Origin of the sequence: Collinsella sp. LCP21S3_A9 (assembly GCF_052118785.1) — a bacterium.
In the GTDB taxonomy this organism is placed as follows: Bacteria; Actinomycetota; Coriobacteriia; order Coriobacteriales; family Coriobacteriaceae; genus Collinsella.
The window spans coordinates 138,961-153,761 of record NZ_JBQKGN010000003.1 but is presented as its reverse complement, the minus strand read 5'-3'; the positions used below and the strand labels follow the sequence as shown (position 1 = coordinate 153,761).

Below are 14,801 nucleotides of genomic sequence, written 5' to 3'. Positions count from 1 at the left end.
GAGGACTACGTCATCATCGACACCGCCGAGTACGCGATCCCGGGCCTGGACGACGACTTCCGCGTCATCGTGTCGCCGTGGATCCTGTCCGTGCTGACCACCGACCGCCTCTCGCGCAACTACGAGCTGGTCACCAAGCACAACCTCAAGTACCGCCGCTACTACCACCAGTTCGACTACTAAGAGCTGGTCACGGGTCCGATATCTTGGCTGGTTGATATCTCAACCCTGCACAAGGGCGTCCGCAATTGCACGGGCGCCCTTTTTGCGTTGTAACAAGAGACCGCTGCTAATCGCTTGCCCTATGTTTCCAAATGAATACGCTGTGAGCCGAGGGGGACGGTTCTCCCCGCAAGCACTCTAGTATGCTAAAGTACCCAGAAGACCGGCGGAGCTATGCCGGTCTTTCGTTCTATATGAAACGCAGTATGAGGAGGCTCACCAGATGACGGCCACACCGTGGGGATTCCGGGACATATTGCCCGAGGAGGCTCAGGCACGCGAGGAGATCGCGTATACGGTGAAGGGCTGCTTCAGGGAGCATCATTACCTTCCGGTCGAGACGCCGCTGCTCGAGGACAAGGGTTCGCTCGAGGAGGGCGGCCGCATTGCGGACACGCCGTTTAAGCTCTTTGATGACGACGGCCGCCTGCTGGTGGTCCGTCCCGACAACACGCTGCCGATCGTGCGCCTGGTTTCGACCCGCATGCGTGCGGCCGATCTGCCCCTGCGCCTTCGCTACGAGGCGCCGGTGGTTCGCGAGTGCCAGCGCAATGCCGGTGGCTCGCGTCAGTTTACGCAGCTGGGCTTTGAGCTTATCGGTGTGGGCGATACCGCGGGCGATGTAGAGATTGTTTCGCTGGTGGCCGAGGCCGTGCGTAAGCTGGCGCTTCCCGATGCTCGTATTATCGCAGGTAGCGTGCGTCCTTTTAAGGAGCTGCTCGCGGCGTGCGAGGATCGCGAGCTGGCAGCCGAGGCCCTGCGCTGCGTGCATGCCAACGACTTTGTGGGCCTCGATGCCCGCGTGGCTGCCAGCACCGAGTCTGATGCCGTCAAGGCCGCCATTAGCGAGCTGCCGCGCCTGCACGGTGGTGCCGAGGTGCTCGACCGCGTGGACGCGCTGCTGGAGGCCGCCGGTATCGCCGCGCCGCCGACACGCGAGCTGCGTGCCCTGGTCGAGGGTTTGATAGCGACACGCTGCTGGTCAAGGTTGACTCGCCGGGTCCGGCCTGCCATACCGGCAACCGTACCTGCTTCTTTAAGAAACTCGCGTAGGGCGGGCGCTCGACCAGGCGCTTGGCCAACCAGAAAGGATTGAACCATGGGTGTGCGTACCGCAAATGTTCAGGATGGAAATATCGGCGAGACGCTAACGGGGCTGGCCGAGGTGATTCACGGTCGTCGCGACGCGTCGCCGCAGGAAAGCTATACCGCTCGACTGCTGACCGATGTGGAGGATGAGCTGCTCAAGAAGCTTGCCGAGGAGGCGAGCGAGGTGATCATGGCCTGCAAGGATAACGACCACGATCACATTCGCTACGAGGCTGGCGACCTGGTTTACCACCTGCTCGTGACGCTTGAGCGCTACGGCATTACCCTCGACGAGCTGGCCGGCGAACTCAACGCCCGCCGCCACTAGTCGTTAAAGAACGTCCCCGATGACCATAGAAGTTGCGGTGGAATAGTTCTTGTTTGACGGTCTTAGGGCTATAAATAGGAGCTATTTCACCGCAACTTATGAAGGGATGGCTAGGCGAGGGGTGTGGACTCCCATTCGCCGGTGGGGTGGGGGATGTCGAAGGTTCGGTAGCCGCAGGCGTAGGCATGGGCTTGGGCCTCGCGGATATTCCAGCAAATATCACAGGCGCGGTGCGCATCCGAGCCAAAGGTAATGGGCGCCTCAGCATGGGCAAAGCAGCGCAAAAGGCCGGTCGCGGGATAGTAGTCGTCGAGCCCCTTGCGCGGTGCGGCGGTCGAGACCTCAACGCGGCGGCCCGTATCGTGCGCACACTCGGCCATCTGCTGCCAAAACGGTGCGGGGTCAAAATCGGGCGCAAAGCCTTCCTTCGAAAAGCGCATGACCAGGTCGGGGTGAGCCATCACATCAAAGTTGAGCGAGCTTTCGCAGGCGCGGCACCATTCATCGACGTAGCGCTCCCACACGCCGCGCACACCTAAGTTTTCCCAAACGTGCAGGTTGGTGTCGTCGTCGATCCAGCCGCAGCGTGAGTCGGGCGTATCGGGGCGTGCGACGCCCTCTGTCCCCGTCGTGCCCGCAGCGCCTGCCATGATATTGCCCGGGTTACCAATCCAATGCACGCTGCCCAGGCGTACGACGGCGCCCCGGGACCAGCGCTCAACCAAAGGCTCGCAGCCTTCGTACCAATCGCACTCAAAGCCATAGACAAGCTCGAGCTCCGGCGCAATCTGCGCGGCAAGCTTGCGGGCATCCTCAAAAGCCAGACGATGCGCCGGCAGGTCGCCCTCGACAACCTGCACCTCGCAGGTGGCATCCATGCTGGCAGGCAGGGTAAGGTGATCGGTCGAGACCATGGTGCGGCAACCGGCCGCAGCAGCGGCGCGGACGTTGTCTTCAAACGAGGCGTGTCCGTCCGAGAACGAGGTGTGAGTATGGCAATCGACTAGCGGGCAAGCAGGCATGGCGGCTCCTTTACGTCAAGCGAATCTGCTCCATTGTAACGGCGCGGCCCCAGTGCGATGTGCGCGCCGGGGGTCGAAATCGACTGGAAAGGACGGGCGGCGCATAAGGGCGAGCTCGCGACATCGGCCTTGCTTCGAATCATGTACATCAGCCTCCAAAACCGACAAAAAATGACATGTTTGGAGGCTGATGTACATGTTTGGCCGAGGCGGTGGAGTGTCGGTTCTTGCAGACAAGGAAAATCGCGCTCATCGCGCGCCGCCACACTTGCGCCGCTCGCGATGTGCTAGCGTTTGGGTGAATAAAACGAGCCCGTGCGGAAAGGAGCCGGACCGTATGCAACGTGGAACTACATCTCCGCTGTCCCGCGAGACCGATGCGCCCGAAACCATCGTCAAGCTGGAGTGCGACATCGACGACGCGTCGCCCGAGGTGCTCGCCTACGCCTCCGACCGCCTGCGCGAGGCCGGCGCGCGCGAGGTGCACTGGCTGCCCCTCTATTGCAAGAAAGGCCGCCCTGGCTGGCAGTTGCAGGTAATCTGCACCCACGAGGATATCGAGCGCCTGCAGACGATCATCTTTTTGGAAACCACGACCAATGGCATTCGCCGCCAGGTTATGGAGCGCGTTTGCCTGCCGCGCTACTTTGAGCGCGTAACGACGCCGTGGGGCGAGGTGTCCATCAAGGTGGCCACCCTACCCGACGGCAGTGAGCGTGCGGCGCCCGAGTACGAAGACTGCGCCCGCCTTGCCCGTGAGCACAATGTGCCGCTCCAACGCGTGATGCAAGCGGCCCAGAGCGCGGCACTGCGATTTGAATAACGCGGCTGGTGGCGACATTCCGCGCCCGGCCACGTCAACCCCACCCCGAAAGGACCTCCATGAAATACCTCATCGCTTCTGACATCCACGGCTCGGCATATTGGACCGAGCGCCTCTGCGCCGCCATCGAAGCCGAGCAGCCCGACCGCATCGTCCTGCTGGGCGACCTGCTTTATCACGGTCCGCGCAACGACCTGCCGCGCGACTACGCTCCCAAGCGCGTGATTCCGTTGCTCAACGCCCTGGCCGACCGCGTTATCGCGGTGCGCGGCAACTGCGACGCCGAGGTCGACCAGATGGTTCTCGACTTTCCCGTCATGGCGGACTACGCCACGCTGTTCGACGAGACCGGCCGCGAACTGTTCCTGACGCACGGCCACGTCTTTGGCGCCGGCATGCACAACAGCGTCGACCACGCGCCCGCGCTGCCCGAGGGCTCCGCGCTCGTCTACGGCCACACGCACGTCAAGGTCAACGAGGAAAGCACCGCGCACCCGGGTCTGTGGCTCTTCAATCCCGGCAGCGTGAGCATCCCCAAGGACGGCACGCACAGCTATGGTATCTACGAGGGCGGCGCGTTCCGCCATGTGATCATGGAGGAGGACTAACCATGGCCGAGCACATGGCTCAGCAAAATGCCGAAGGTTCGCGCGACCTGTCCACGCTGGTCGATGCATCGGCCGAGTTACAACATCTGGTACAGACTATCTGGCGCCTGCGTCAGCCCGACGGCTGCCCGTGGGACCGCGAGCAGACGCACCAGAGCATTGGCAAGAACATGATCGAGGAGGCCTACGAGGCGCTCGACTGCATCGAGGCGGATGACGCGGCCCATCTTCGCGAGGAGCTGGGCGATGTGCTCATGCAAGTCGTGCTGCATGCGCAGATCGCGGCGGACGCCGGCGAGTTTACGCTGGCCGACGTGGCGCGCGATATCGACGCCAAGCTCATTCGCCGCCATCCGCACGTGTTTGGCGATGTGGATGCCGACAACTCCGACGAGGTGCTCAAGATTTGGGACGAGGTCAAACTTGCCGAGAAGGCTGCCAAGGACCAGGCCGTGGCGGCGGGTGAGGCTGCGCCCGAGGGCCTGCTCGACGGCGTGCCCACGCATCTGCCGGCGCTGATGCAGGCTCAGAAGGTTTCGCGCAAGGCGGCTGCCGTGGGCTTTGAGTGGGAGACCGTCCAAGATGTGTGGGACGAGGTCGCCGAGGAACGTGCCGAGTTTGAGGCCGAGGAACCCGGCTCGCCCGAGCGCGAGATGGAGTTTGGCGACCTGCTCTTTGCCCTGGTCAACGTTGCGCGCAAGGAGGGCATCGACGCCGAGAGTGCCCTTCGTGCCAGCACGGCAAAGTTCCGCCGCCGTTGGGCCGCGATGGAGCAGATGGCGGCCGACGCCCATGTTGATCTTGCCGAGCTTTCGACCCACGGGCTCAACGACCTGTGGGATGCCGCAAAGGCAGAGGAGTAGGACACGGTGTTGGTCGGCGGGGCGTAAGGGCGGCGCCCCGTCGACTTGCCCGTTGGCGACCACGCGCGCTCGAGTAATGGATTTGTCCTACGGCTCGTCCGGCTGGTCCGTCCGCGTGCTATAACTAAAGGACTTAGCGCAAACAAACCTCAACCGCACAAGGCGCACATGGATCAGATTTACGACAACAGGTACTATTCCGCCGGTTCGCGCGAACCGTCACCTCGCCGTGCGCATTCGGTGCAGCTTGGCGGGTCTGGTTATGCTGGCACTGATCGCTCCAGGTATAGCTCGCCGGCGACTTCGCATCCCAATGCTCAGCCAAATAGTTCCTCGGACAGTCCGGTGCGCCCATCGCGTTCCAAGCATGCGTCGCGCCCTTCGACCCAGGCGTCCGACAAGCAGCGCCGTCCCTCAAGCCGTCTTTCGGGCTCGGACTTTATGCACTACGCCAACGATAACGCGGTGGTCAAGGCAATCTATGATTTTACCCACGGTCCCCAGCGAGGGCTGTTTGTTGGCATTGTCGTCGCCCTGGCGCTCGTGAGCCTGTACTTCCCCGTGCGCGACCTGTATGTGGCAAAACGCTCGAGCGACATCTTGGCCAAGCAGGTCGAGATTCGCGAGCAATATAATGACGACCTGCAAAAAAGCGTCGACAAGCTGCTCTCGGAGGAGGGCATTAAGGACGCGGCGACCGAGGACCTGGGTCTGGTGATGCCCGGCGAGAAGAGGATTGAAGTGCAGGGCCTGGACGACGATTCCGATACCTCGTCGAGCAAGAAGTCGTCGAACGCCAAGAAGGCCAGCGAAGTTGCCAAGGAAATCGAAGAGGTCGGCAAGGACGCGCCGTGGTACATCCAGACGCTCGACATGCTGTTTGGATTTAACGGCGTCGAGGGCCAGGCAGTCGTGTCCAATGGCGAGTAGCGCCCGGAGGGGGGCCGCAATGACGAATTGCAAACGATATAAGGTGGCGGCGATTGACCTGGGAACGGTGTCGTCGCGACTGGTGCTGGCCCAGGTCGAGGACGGGGCGATCGTGGAATCGTCCAAGCATACCGAGATTACCGACTTGGGCGAGGGCGTGGACGCAACGGGGCGCTTTTGTGAGGCGGCCGTTGGGCGCGTGCTCGCTGCGTGCCGAATGTTTGTGGACGAGGCCCGTGCCTTTGGGGCCGCGTGCATCTGCACCACGTGCACGAGCGCCGCGCGCGATGCGTCCAATGCCGCGCTGCTGCTGGACGGCCTGCGCGAGCTGGGGCTCGAGCCGCAGGTGATTCCGGGCGAGGTCGAGGCGCGCCTGACGTTTTTTGGCGTGGCGCACGACTTTGCCGGCGAGCGCATCATTGTTGCCGATTCGGGTGGCGGATCCACGGAGCTCGCGACGGGCGTCTATGCGCCGGAGCGTGGGGTCTTTGCGCTGGAGGGAACGCGCTCGCTGGACATCGGTTGTCGCCGCGTGACGGAGCGGTTTTTCTCGGCGCTGCCGCCAACGGGCAGCGAGCTTGCCGCCGCTGGCGCGTGGGCAAACGAGCAGTTTGCAGGCTACTTTAAGAGCTTGCCTGTCGACTTTGAGCGAGCCGAGCGCCTGGTCGCGGTGGGTGGCACCGTCACCACGCTCGTTGCGCTCGTTCACGAGCTGGAGCCGTATGATTCGAGTTTTGTGCACCTGCGCGAGCTTTCGCTGGACCAGGTTTCGGCCGCTATCGGGCGCATGTCCTCGCTGGATGTCGCGGGCATCGCTGCGTTGCCAGGCGTGCAACCCAAGCGTGCGGGCGTGATCCTGGCTGGTGCTGTGGTGATTCGCGAGCTCATGCGAGCCGGCGGCTACGACGCGCTCACTGTAAGCGAGAACAGCCTGCTCGCCGGAATGGCCGCCACCATCAACGAGGTTCTCGACGGCGCGACCCCCACCATCGCCTGGACCCCCAGCCTCAGCGTCCTTTAACCATCCCCTCATAAGTTGCGGTGAAATAGTTCCTAAATGGGCTGATAAACTGCCAAAACAGGAACTATTCCACCGCAACTTCTTAGAGGCTTGACGGTGTCCAAAAGAAGCGAGCCCGCATTCCAAAGGGACACGGGCTCGTAAACAATACGTGGTAGGGGCGGTGGGACTCGAACCCACAATCCTTGCGGCGAGAGATTTTAAGTCTCCTGCGTATGCCAATTCCGCCACGCCCCCGTAAGATTAGAAGTCTAGCACAAGCCGTCCGTTACGCGTTGACGGCCATCGAGTGTTGGCCCGACTTCTCGAGGAACTCTTGGAACTTTGCCTCGTCGCCCTTGTTTTGGTACTGCAGGGCCAGCAGGTACTCCAGTCGGCAGCGCTTGACCGGGTCGTTGCCGACATCCTCGAGCATGCGCTCCAGCTCGGGAATGTCGTTGTGGCGCTTGAGGATCATCGTGTCGTACATCAGCTGGCATTCGTGCGCGACTGCCTCGGCTTGGCCACCCTCAAAGCCCTTGATCTCGTGCAGCAGCTCCTTGGACTTTTTGCGGTCCTCCTGGCCAACGTAGTAGTTAAAGGCCTTGATCACCAGATCGACGCGCTGCATCTTGGGCAGGTTGAGCCCCAGCAGCAGGTCAAACATCTCGTCGGCGCGCTCGTGGTCCTCGCGCAGCAGATAGGAGTTCAGGCGCAGGTAGTCGCGGTTGTAGCGCGGGTACAGCATGCTGGTGAGTTTGCCGTCGAGCAAACGATCGAACTCGTCCCACTGTTTGGCGGCCATGAGCCGCTGCAGGCGTTTAAACGTGGTGCGTTTTTTGATGCTAAAGAGCAGCGACACGACGATACAGATGACAACGACGACGGTCCAGAGTGTGCGGGAATCGGGCATATTGAGCTCCTCGGTCGCTCGTAAAACAAGCGGTATGACAAAACGTACTAGATGTATTATACGCAGCGTGCAAGCAAACTGGCACAAAAGTGCATCGAGGCCGAGCGCCATCGCTCGCTGCGGTACACTTACCTAAAGTAAACCATGAAGGGAGACATTACCTATGAAGAAGATCGTTTTGGCTTGCGGTGCTGGCGCTGCTACTTCCACGCTCGTTGCCCAGAAGGTCGCCACCATGCTCGACGCCAACGGTTACGCCGGCAAGTATGAGATCGTGCAGTGCGCCATTTCCGAGGCCAAGGACGTTTGCGACGAGGGCGCCGACCTGCTGATCGCTACCACCGTTGCCCCCGAGGGCCTCACCTGCCCGTACGTGAGCGGCGTGCCCTTTATGACCGGCATGAACCGCGTCGCTGCCGAGAAGGCCGTTCTCGACGTCATGGCTCAGTAGACGCTGCCTGTATGAACGAGCAGAACGCCAACCCGGTCGAGCTCTTTGGCATGCGCGTTGCCCATGTGGGCATTAACGCCACCGACCCGGCAGACGCCCTGGAGATCGCGGAGCTGTTCTCGACGATGATGGGCCTGCCCGTCAGCGAGACCCCGATTTCGTACTTTAACGACTCGCTGGTCGAGATCATGAAGCAGAACGGTCGTGGCGCCAAGGGCCACATAGGCTTTGCCGTCAACGACATCGATGCTGCCGAGAAGTGGTTTGCCGAGCACGGGCTCGAGGTCAACGAGGAGTCGCGCGTGCTGCTGCCCGACGGCGGCACCAAGCTTGTGTACTTTAAGCGCGAGTTCGCCGGCTTCGCCGTGCACCTGTGTCGCGAGTAGCGCGCAAGCTGCTATAACGAAAAAAAGGGATAGGGCCGCATGGCCCTATCCTTTTTTATGCCGAGGGGTCGACCTTTTGAGGGGACATGAAATCGGGGTCTAATACTTTTCCCGAGAAGTGAACGAGCAGAATTGGACCCCCGAAGCATCGACACTTTGAGGGTACCGTTTCCTGCGGTTTTAATGCTGGAATCCTGCGACTTTCCCGTCGAAAAATGTGGATGCTTCAGGGGTCCAAATACGCTCGTTCACTTCTCTGGAAAAGTATTAGACCTCGATTCACGAGGGGGCTTCCTACCGTGGCAGGCGAATCGTAAAGCGGCTACCGACGCCCTCGACCGAGGTCACGCCAATGGCGCCGCCATGGCTATCGACAATCCACTTAGCAATGGCAAGCCCCAGGCCCGAGCCCTGCGCGCCGGCATCGCGTGCGTTGTCGGCGCGGTAGAACCGTTCAAACGCGTGAGCTGCGGACTCCTGGTTCATACCGATACCCTCGTCCTCAACACTTATGTCGATCGCGCCCGTGCCCGTATCGGGAGTTATGGCAAACGTGACGGTCGTTCCCGCGTTCGAATACTTGGCGGCGTTCTGCACGATCACGCGCAGAGCCTGCTTCACAAGCGCCACGTCGACAGGTGCGTCGCAGCGCGGATCGTTGGCAAATGCAGCGTCAAAAGCCAGCCGATACGTGTGCGCGGCGTCGATCATCTGCGATTCCTCGCACACCTCGCCGACCAGTGCGGCCAGGTTGGTATGCGCACGCCGCAGGACCGTGCGCCCGGCATCGCCGCGTGCCAAAAACAGCAGCTGCTCCACGAGCTCCTGCATATGCTCGCTTTCGGCCTTGAGGGACGCGATGGATTCCGCCAGCACGTCCGGGTCGTCTTTGCCCCAGCGGTCGAGCATGTTTACGTAGCCCTGAATCACCGCGATGGGCGTTCGCAGCTCGTGGCTTGCATCGTTGACAAAGCGCATCTGCTGCAGCTTGGCCTCTTGCATCTGGCGCAGCAGCCGGTTGAGCGCGACCTCGATGCTTGCCAGGTCGGCGTCGCCGGTGGTGACGCTTGGCGAGTCGACACTCGCGCGCTCGATGGCCTGCTCCAGTGTTTCCATCTTGCCGCCGGAGAGTTGCATGCGGCCGAGTTCGTCCACGCGCAGGGCCAAGTCGTTGAGCGGTGCCATGGTGCGACGCACGTGCCTTGCGCCGCCGAGCATGTTGAGCACGCTGATGACCTGCCAACCCACAACGACAAGGTAGAGAGGCCATAGCGCGACGAGGTCCTGCGCGAGAGGGAAAGTCTTGGTGGTAGCAAGTTCGACGGTATAGGTGAGCGTTGTCAGGTCCCAGTCGCGCGCGGGCTTCAGCGACATGCCGTGAACGGCGGCGCTGGGGATCCATCCTGCGGTAAACGTGCCGTCGGGCAGCGTCTGGTTGTATCCATAGACGAGGATCGCCGCCGCAATCACCACCAGCAACAGGTCGAGCCAGACGTAGCTCATCAGGCGGCGCCACATATAGCTCCAGTTGATGGCGCGGGCGATGGAGGTGACGCGCTTGGTCTCGGTGTTACGCGCGACAGACATAGCCCACCCCGCGCACGGTTTGGATGATGCGGGCGCCGCCAGCGTCCTCGATCTTGGCGCGTAGGTGCGCGATGTGCACGTCGACGTTGTTGGTGTCGCCCACGTATTCGTAGCCCAGCGCCTCGTGCGCGATGCGCTCGCGTGTGAGTACGGTCTCGGCATGCGCCATAAGCAGGGCGAGGACATCGAACTCGCGGGCCGTGAGCGCGATGGGCGAGCCGCCGACCGTGACTTCGCGGCGGTCGGGGTCGAGCACGACCGAGCCCACGGTGAGCGCGGCGGGGGAGGGCGCGACGGAAGCCTTGGTCGACTCACTGACCGGGGGCACCGCAGCGGCGTCGCCGCCCGCGCCGCCCGCCATGCTCGCCCCAGCGCCGGCGCCGCCAACGCCCGAAGCCGCCCGCACGGCCTCCGCGCGCTTCAGCGCCACGCGAATCCGTGCGAACAGCTCCTCAATCGCAAACGGCTTGGTCAGGTAATCGTCGGCACCGGCATCGAGCCCGGCCACCTTGTCCATCACGGCATCGCGCGCGGTGACCATAATCACCGGCACATCCTTGTGCTTGCGGACACGCCGCAGGACCTCCATGCCGTTGAGCTGCGGCAACAGCACATCGAGCAGAATCAGATCGTAGTCGCGCTCCAGCGCCAAGTCCACGGCGGTGCGGCCGTCGGCGGCGTGCTCCACCTGGTAGCCCTCGTGCTCCAGCTCGAGCGTCACAAAGCGGGCGATTTTCTCCTCGTCCTCTACGATCAGGATCCGTGCCATGCGTGTCCCCGTCTGCGATTACTTGTCGCCGTTCAGGTTTTGCTTGATGTCGTCCGCGGCGTTGGCGGCGTGATTCATAAGGTTGTTGATGCTGCCGGGCACGTCGCCGTCGCTATCGATGCGGTAGCGCATGCCAAAGAACAGGCCAATCAGCATGAGCCATATCGTGGCGCCCCAGGCAAACAGGGCGACGATGGGGATCAGAATGGGAATGTTGAGGATGATGGCGTCGCGGCGCGTGGCGATAAACTTGGTGTCCAGGCTCAGGCGGAAGAGCTTTTTGAGGTACTCCCACACGCTGTCCATCTTCTTGGAAAAGTCAGTCTTTTCGCTCGACTTTTCGTAGGCGGCCTGCGCGGCGACCATTTCGGCCGAGGGCTCATCGACTGGCGCGGCCTCGGTGGCGGCATGCGCCGACGTGGTCTGGGTCTTGCCTTGCGATTCGAGCCAAATGATGGCGTCCAAAACGTTGCCGTCGGCGGCGTCGAGCGCGGCCTTGGCATCGGTGTAGCTCACGTTGCACTTGGTGCGAATGGTTTCAACTTTTTCGAGGTCGTCCATGACCTGTCCTTTCGTTCGATGGGCGCGACGCCAGGCGATCTGCCCGGGCGCGAGCGTTGCGTTCGGCGGTCTGCGTTGCGCGGCGCCGCCCCGCCCTTGGTCGAACTCTATAGTGCAGGTTATAGATTAAGCGATTCTTGAGCCAAGATTAATGTTGGATGAGTTTTTGGGTGTGCAGCGAGGGGTCATTGTTAGTGGCTGGCGGCGAGGGATGGTGGGCCGGTAGCAAGCCGGTGGCAGAAATAGGATAAGCAAGGCGCGCCAATCACATGGAATCAGAATCACGTTGCAAAAGTATGAAAATATGAGGACATTAGCCTGGAAAAGAAATGCGAAATAGTCGAACAGGCGGTGATTGGGGTGCATTATACGAGTTGGGCCCCCAGCGTGATCAACATGATTATCTCACTTACGGTCGGAGGGTGTCTGTCTGTATGGGCGGCCAACAATTCAATCGATGCCAGGGTTTTCGTGACGCTATTCCTGATTGCCTTGGGAATATATGCATGGTTTCGTTTTTGCTTTGAACGAAATCGAACGGTACTGTTGTGTGCGCTGAGGCATATGATGATGGCTCAGCCGTAGTCGAGCAAATCATCATGATTTTATTATCCAATTGCAGTCAAAAGGTATGAAGCGCTAGAATTGCCATGCCTTATTGCAGGGCTGCTACTGATTGAAGAAACGTGAAGCGACTGTGGTTGACGGTCGCTTCACGTAAACAGGCATATTTAAATCTTTCGTAATCTGATTTGGAAATTCAGGTTAAAGAAATAGTCATCATTGATTTTATACACATACCCATAGTCACCATGGTCTGGGTTTGTGCTGGGGAAATCAAGATAAGCCAAATTGTATAGGTAGTCTTTGAATTCGTCGGATTCAAGAGCGTAATGACAGGTTATTTTTCCAGTTTTTGAAACATCGATGTAGCCACCATTGACAACGCCCTTGCCGTCCCAAAGTGTTGAGGCCGTCATTCTGCAATAAGATGCGTATAGAAATGCCTTAAACATGTACTGGTATTTTAAGTGGGGGCGGGAAATCTGGTGTGGATTAGCCTGGGCAAGCCTTTTAACTGCGGCTGGAAGGTCGACATCCTTGTTTCCATGAAAAAAATGATCTCTTAGGATCCATTCGATCGCCTCAGGCAAAAGCGGATTAAGAAGCTCAAGATTGTCTCTAAAAGCTCGAACCTTTGCCTTTTTTGCGATGACATAGTCTTTAAATACAACGGAGTTTGCCGCTTCAATGATTGCGTCGCATCGACTTTGGACTGCTGCGTGGTTTTTGCTGTCCACTAATGAATTGATGCGATTCATGTCATCGTCATTGATGCCGTTAATTTGATAGATCAATCCCGAGGCTGATGCCGTGTTGAATAGGGTGGGGTCATTGCCAAAATACGATTTAATCGAGAAGCCGATGCGGTCGCGCTTGAGGCCAGTGCGCGAATCAAGCGTCGTTAGATAAATGTCGTTTTTATCGCCGCTCCCGGCCTTCAGCTTCAGGACTTTTGCCAGCTTCAGGAAGGTCACCGCTTCTTCAGATGCTGTGAAGGTGCTTTTCCCGTGCTGAATTTGGTCCATAAGATCGTCAGCGACGACAGTAAAATCGCTGGCGGCAATCTTGGCAACGGGAGAGCCGTTAACGTCGATGATTACATCCGTATTGCTTTCATCCATGCTATACGCGACGATGCGGTCTTTGGTTTCTTTCCTAATGACCCCTACAACTTCCATCCATACATCGGTCGCTTGCGTTGAAGTGTCATACGAAAGGGCGATCTTTCCGTCGCCGATAAGGCGCATTGCGGCATAGAGCTCGCTCCATTCGCCTTTATTGGCTTGCCATTCACCTGCTTGCTTTTTATCGCACCCCATCTAAGACCCCCTTAATTCTCTTGGCAATTTCGGCAATGACGGGTACCGTTACCGAATTGCCAAATTGCTTATATAGCTGAGTGTCACTTAGGACTAAATTATATGAATCGGGAAAGCCTTGGAGTCGTGCCCATTCTCGAGGGGTTAGTTTTCTAACGTCTTCTTTATTGATTGACCCCTTAATCCTGGTCACTGGGATCATAGAATGCTCCCGATGATCGACAATCAGATTGCGCTCGCGACCCATGCCTCCGCAAACGATGGCTCCTGCGATGCCATCTAGCTTGCGAATTTCATAGCCAAACCCGTGTCCAAGTGCCTCATGTCTCGCTCTGTGCTTCCTGAGTGTTTCCAGGTAAACATCAGATAGATAGTATTTTGGGCTAATGGGGGCGTTTTCGAGAATGTCGCTGAGGGTGGCTTTGTGCTCAAGTCCAGATGGAAAAGTAAAGCTATCTGGCGCGACGTCGTCTCGAAAAGCAACAATATAAATTCGCTCTCTGTTTTGGGGGACACCAAAATCCTTAGAGTTCAATATCTTATAAAAAGGGACATATCCCTCTTCTTTTAGCGCACCAAGAATGGTCTCAAATGTCCTGCCTTTATCGTGGATGGGGAGTCCCTTGACGTTTTCGCAGAAGATAACGCTTGGTCTGTTTGCACGCTCAGTGCAAATGCGAAGTGTATCGAAGAACAAAGTTCCACGTGCCCTGCCTTTGTAATCGTCAGCAAATCCCTTTCGTTTCCCTGCCAGACTGAAAGCTTGGCAGGGAAAGCCTGCCAAGCAAATATCGAAATCGGGGACATCAGAAGCATCGATTTGCGTAATATCGCCTGCGATTTGAAAGGAGTCGATGAAATTAGCACGATAGGTTTTACGTGCTGGTTCATCCAATTCGCTTGCAAAGATGGTTTTGATGTCGGAGCCAAAGGCTTCTTCAAATCCCATCCTAATACCACCAATGCCAGCAAATAGATCAATGGCTCGATACGTTGCCATACCACTCCCGATAACAATGCGGTGTTGAAGCAGCTAGAAACCCGCAGACGTCTTCTTTCGAATTAAATATTTTATTATAGCTTTGGTTGATTCGGTCTTGCATGCGGTGCCTAGTCAAAAACACTATAAAGCAATCCTGAGATAGGAAATTGAGGGTATTATTAAAATGTATGACAGAGCGAGAACTAGTTACATTTAATGGATGAGCATTGTTGCTGCCCTGTATCGTGTGCATTGACAGCGAACGAGACAATAGCGGTCAAGTGTGCATGTAGCAAAACCTAGGTCGTCGAGCGCGTCGGTGCAATGGGCTCATGCGTCGCGCGTCTTGGACGGTCAGGTCGCTTAAGACGCATTTGGGAATGT

16 protein-coding genes, 1 tRNA gene and 1 pseudogene are annotated in these 14,801 nt (G+C 58.9%); 10 read left to right on the top strand and 8 right to left on the bottom strand.

The window, feature by feature from the left end; translation table 11 throughout:
• The 3 genes and pseudogenes from ACTQ05_RS02290 to hisE form a co-directional block, all read left to right on the top strand.
• Positions 1 to 183, top strand: a pseudogene (locus ACTQ05_RS02290) (SIS domain-containing protein); the annotation flags it as partial.
• A gap of 262 nt (positions 184 to 445) precedes the next feature.
• Positions 446 to 1,318 carry an ATP phosphoribosyltransferase regulatory subunit gene (locus tag ACTQ05_RS02285; protein ID WP_441537843.1) on the top strand — a complete coding sequence of 291 codons (873 nt, stop codon included), beginning with the start codon at positions 446 to 448 and terminating at the stop codon, positions 1,316 to 1,318.
• Between the two features lie 3 nt (positions 1,319 to 1,321).
• Complete coding sequence (hisE, locus tag ACTQ05_RS02280; protein ID WP_006235893.1) at positions 1,322 to 1,639, top strand: phosphoribosyl-ATP diphosphatase; 318 nt, start codon at positions 1,322 to 1,324, stop codon at positions 1,637 to 1,639.
• 110 nt (positions 1,640 to 1,749) lie between these two features.
• On the opposite strand, the gene ACTQ05_RS02275 is transcribed toward hisE, so the two are convergent.
• Positions 1,750 to 2,661 (bottom strand): PHP domain-containing protein, encoded by a 912-nt coding sequence (locus ACTQ05_RS02275; protein WP_441537842.1) that lies wholly within the window; start codon positions 2,659 to 2,661, stop codon positions 1,750 to 1,752.
• Between the two features lie 337 nt (positions 2,662 to 2,998).
• Between ACTQ05_RS02275 and larC the strand changes: the two genes are divergently transcribed.
• The 5 genes from larC (at position 2,999) to ACTQ05_RS02250 (ending at position 6,906) form a co-directional block, all read left to right on the top strand.
• The gene (larC, locus tag ACTQ05_RS02270) at positions 2,999 to 3,484 is read left to right on the top strand and encodes a nickel insertion protein (protein ID WP_441537841.1); all 486 of its coding nucleotides are present in this window, start codon (positions 2,999 to 3,001) and stop codon (positions 3,482 to 3,484) included.
• A 59-nt stretch (positions 3,485 to 3,543) separates the two neighbouring features.
• Positions 3,544 to 4,092 (top strand): phosphodiesterase, encoded by a 549-nt coding sequence (gene yfcE, locus ACTQ05_RS02265; RefSeq protein WP_441537840.1) that lies wholly within the window; start codon positions 3,544 to 3,546, stop codon positions 4,090 to 4,092.
• 2 nt (positions 4,093 to 4,094) lie between these two features.
• Positions 4,095 to 4,955, top strand: coding sequence for a nucleoside triphosphate pyrophosphohydrolase (gene mazG, locus ACTQ05_RS02260; protein WP_154515087.1), 861 nt, complete (start codon positions 4,095 to 4,097; stop codon positions 4,953 to 4,955).
• Between the two features lie 168 nt (positions 4,956 to 5,123).
• A complete protein-coding gene (locus tag ACTQ05_RS02255; RefSeq protein ID WP_441537839.1) occupies positions 5,124 to 5,885 on the top strand; it encodes a hypothetical protein in 762 nt (253 codons plus the stop codon).
• A gap of 19 nt (positions 5,886 to 5,904) precedes the next feature.
• Positions 5,905 to 6,906, top strand: a complete 1,002-nt coding sequence (locus tag ACTQ05_RS02250) for a Ppx/GppA phosphatase family protein (protein WP_441537838.1) — start codon at positions 5,905 to 5,907, stop codon at positions 6,904 to 6,906.
• 152 nt (positions 6,907 to 7,058) lie between these two features.
• Here the strand turns inward: ACTQ05_RS02250 and ACTQ05_RS02245 are convergent.
• Together ACTQ05_RS02245 and ACTQ05_RS02240 are read right to left on the bottom strand one after the other, a co-directional pair.
• Positions 7,059 to 7,143: transfer RNA gene (locus ACTQ05_RS02245), tRNA-Leu, on the bottom strand.
• A gap of 31 nt (positions 7,144 to 7,174) precedes the next feature.
• Positions 7,175 to 7,798 (bottom strand): hypothetical protein, encoded by a 624-nt coding sequence (locus ACTQ05_RS02240; RefSeq protein ID WP_154515083.1) that lies wholly within the window; start codon positions 7,796 to 7,798, stop codon positions 7,175 to 7,177.
• A gap of 163 nt (positions 7,799 to 7,961) precedes the next feature.
• On the opposite strand from ACTQ05_RS02240, the gene ACTQ05_RS02235 reads away from it, so the two are divergent.
• Together ACTQ05_RS02235 and ACTQ05_RS02230 are read left to right on the top strand one after the other, a co-directional pair.
• Positions 7,962 to 8,249, top strand: coding sequence for a PTS sugar transporter subunit IIB (locus tag ACTQ05_RS02235; protein WP_441083303.1), 288 nt, complete (start codon positions 7,962 to 7,964; stop codon positions 8,247 to 8,249).
• 11 nt (positions 8,250 to 8,260) lie between these two features.
• On the top strand, positions 8,261 to 8,635 hold the full coding sequence (locus tag ACTQ05_RS02230; protein WP_427718886.1) for a VOC family protein: 375 nt from the start codon (positions 8,261 to 8,263) through the stop codon (positions 8,633 to 8,635).
• A 294-nt stretch (positions 8,636 to 8,929) separates the two neighbouring features.
• On the opposite strand, the gene ACTQ05_RS02225 is transcribed toward ACTQ05_RS02230, so the two are convergent.
• The 5 genes from ACTQ05_RS02225 to dcm form a co-directional block, all read right to left on the bottom strand.
• Positions 8,930 to 10,222 carry a sensor histidine kinase gene (locus ACTQ05_RS02225; protein WP_441537837.1) on the bottom strand — a complete coding sequence of 431 codons (1,293 nt, stop codon included), beginning with the start codon at positions 10,220 to 10,222 and terminating at the stop codon, positions 8,930 to 8,932.
• Positions 10,206 to 10,991 (bottom strand): response regulator transcription factor, encoded by a 786-nt coding sequence (locus ACTQ05_RS02220; protein WP_441537836.1) that lies wholly within the window; start codon positions 10,989 to 10,991, stop codon positions 10,206 to 10,208. The genes ACTQ05_RS02225 and ACTQ05_RS02220 overlap by 17 nt, the downstream gene beginning before the upstream one ends.
• Positions 10,992 to 11,009: 18 nt before the next feature.
• Positions 11,010 to 11,552, bottom strand: a complete 543-nt coding sequence (locus tag ACTQ05_RS02215) for a DUF4342 domain-containing protein (RefSeq protein ID WP_441537835.1) — start codon at positions 11,550 to 11,552, stop codon at positions 11,010 to 11,012.
• Between the two features lie 731 nt (positions 11,553 to 12,283).
• Positions 12,284 to 13,435: an HpaII family restriction endonuclease gene (locus ACTQ05_RS02210; protein WP_441016010.1), complete on the bottom strand. Its 1,152-nt coding sequence runs from the start codon at positions 13,433 to 13,435 to the stop codon at positions 12,284 to 12,286.
• A complete protein-coding gene (gene dcm, locus ACTQ05_RS02205; RefSeq protein WP_441016013.1) occupies positions 13,422 to 14,435 on the bottom strand; it encodes a DNA (cytosine-5-)-methyltransferase in 1,014 nt (337 codons plus the stop codon). Before dcm ends, ACTQ05_RS02210 begins: the two co-directional genes overlap by 14 nt.
• Between the last annotated feature and the right edge of the window lie 366 nt (positions 14,436 to 14,801).